This window comes from Microbacterium sp. BF1 (assembly GCF_019279095.1).
Taxonomy (GTDB): Bacteria; Actinomycetota; Actinomycetes; order Actinomycetales; family Microbacteriaceae; genus Microbacterium; species Microbacterium maritypicum.
Genome location: NZ_JAGYWT010000505.1, coordinates 1 through 1,715, shown reverse-complemented (window position 1 = coordinate 1,715; position 1,715 = coordinate 1). Strand labels below are relative to the sequence as shown.

The 1,715-nt window shown below is 69.0% G+C and carries 1 protein-coding gene; it reads right to left on the bottom strand.

Features of this window, described 5'->3' with window-relative positions; genetic code table 11:
• On the bottom strand, positions 1-1,370 hold a 1,370-nt coding region (locus KZA10_RS14200), incomplete at its 3' end, for a threonine/serine exporter ThrE family protein (RefSeq protein ID WP_256934876.1).
• Between the last annotated feature and the right edge of the window lie 345 nt (positions 1,371-1,715).

Here is a 1,715-nt window from a genome sequence, read left to right as displayed (position 1 = left end):
GGAGAAGCCTCCGGTGTCGAGTTGGAGCTGTCTAGTTCTGCAGCTCGATCACACGGAGGCTTCTCGTGTCCCACGCTAATGCCCGGCTGACTCCGGCCGGCAGGTTGATCATGGTTCAGCGCATCCATGCCGGCGGCGTGGACCATCTCGAGCAGTCCCTGGAACACGGCGACACCGGGAACGAGGGGCACGATCGCCGCGGTGGTCACCGCGACCGAGGGCACGTGGAGGTTGCGGGCGATCAGCATCCCGAGGAAGCTCGCGAGCAGGGCGCCGATCGCGCTCGCCGCAGCCGGGTGCAGGTTCAGCGCGACCGAGGCGGAGTAGCCCGCGAGAGTGACGGCGCTGAGCAGCGCACTGACCAGGATGATGCGGAGGCCGGCGCCGTTGAACACGGCCACGGCCACCGCGATGATGATCGCCCCTGCGAACTGGTTCACGAGCGGGCCGAACGGCGCAGGGTCGTCGGGCAGGCCCATGGTGAACCCCAGGACGCCGCCGAGCTCCAGGCCGACGAGGATGCCGATCACCACGCCGAGGGTCTGCATGGTCAGATCGAGGATGCGTCCGCCCGCGGTCAACGCGAAGCCGTCGATCGCATCCTGTGCCGCACCGACCACGGTGAGGCCGGCGAGCATCAGCACGATTCCCGAGGCGACGATGATCGAAGGGCGGATGCCGACGAACGGCTCTATCCCCGCGGTGCCGAGGGCGGAGACCACGACGGCCACGACGGTCGTCACGAACCCTCCGGCGATCTGGCTGAAGAACAGGGGCACGCGCAGTCGGGCGAGACCGGCCTGCGTGAGTGCGGCGCACAGGGCCGCGACGAAGGTGAGGCCGACGATGATCGGCGAGGCGCCCAGCATGATGCTCACGCCCACGGCGAGAAGTGCCCTGGCGACGATGACGACGGGCTGCTGGTAGCGGAACGGCATCCGTCGAATGGCACGGAAGGTCGTGCGTGCGGATTCGAGGTCGAGTCCACCGTCGATGTCGGCGACCAGGGCCTGCACGCGCTGCAGCTTCGCGTGGTCGGGGGCGGTGACGCGCACGACGCGCACGAGCGTCTCGGGCCAGACCTCGCCGCTCAGATGGAACGACACCGTGATCGAGTTGTACGTGACGTCGACCTGCACGCCCCGCATCCCGTAGGCGTCGCACACCCGGGTGATGGCGAGCGTGACCTCGTGCGCCGAGGCCCCGACCGCGAACATCGATTCTCCGATGCGCGTGGCGAGATCGAGCACCCGGGGAACCGTGCGCTCGTCGATGACCGGCATGGCCTCGGTGTGCGCGACCGCCGAGGGATCGGTGTGCAGCAGGCGGCGCACGGAGGAGAGCAGCGGCCGGCGGGATCTCGCGGACATATCGTCCATTCTCCCGTCCATACCGTCGATCGGGGGGAAGACTGTCCGGTCCTCCGCGACCCGAACGCGGAGGACCGGCGAAATCGAGTGAGAAGCTGCGCATGCGCACCGACCCCCGGGCCGCATCCCAGACCCGAGAGAGAATCCGAATGCGCGCCGGTTCGACCGACTCAGAGCGCTGAAGCGACTCTTCGTGTCCTCCACGATACGCACGCACGAGGCGAGCGCTCCTATCGTCCGCCGTCCCTTGACGCACGGGCGGCGACGCTGCTATCGCGCGGACGCGAGGACTGGCGTCGTCGGCGCGGTGCGCGCCATCCCCTCGGGCGTCCCGCTCATCGACGT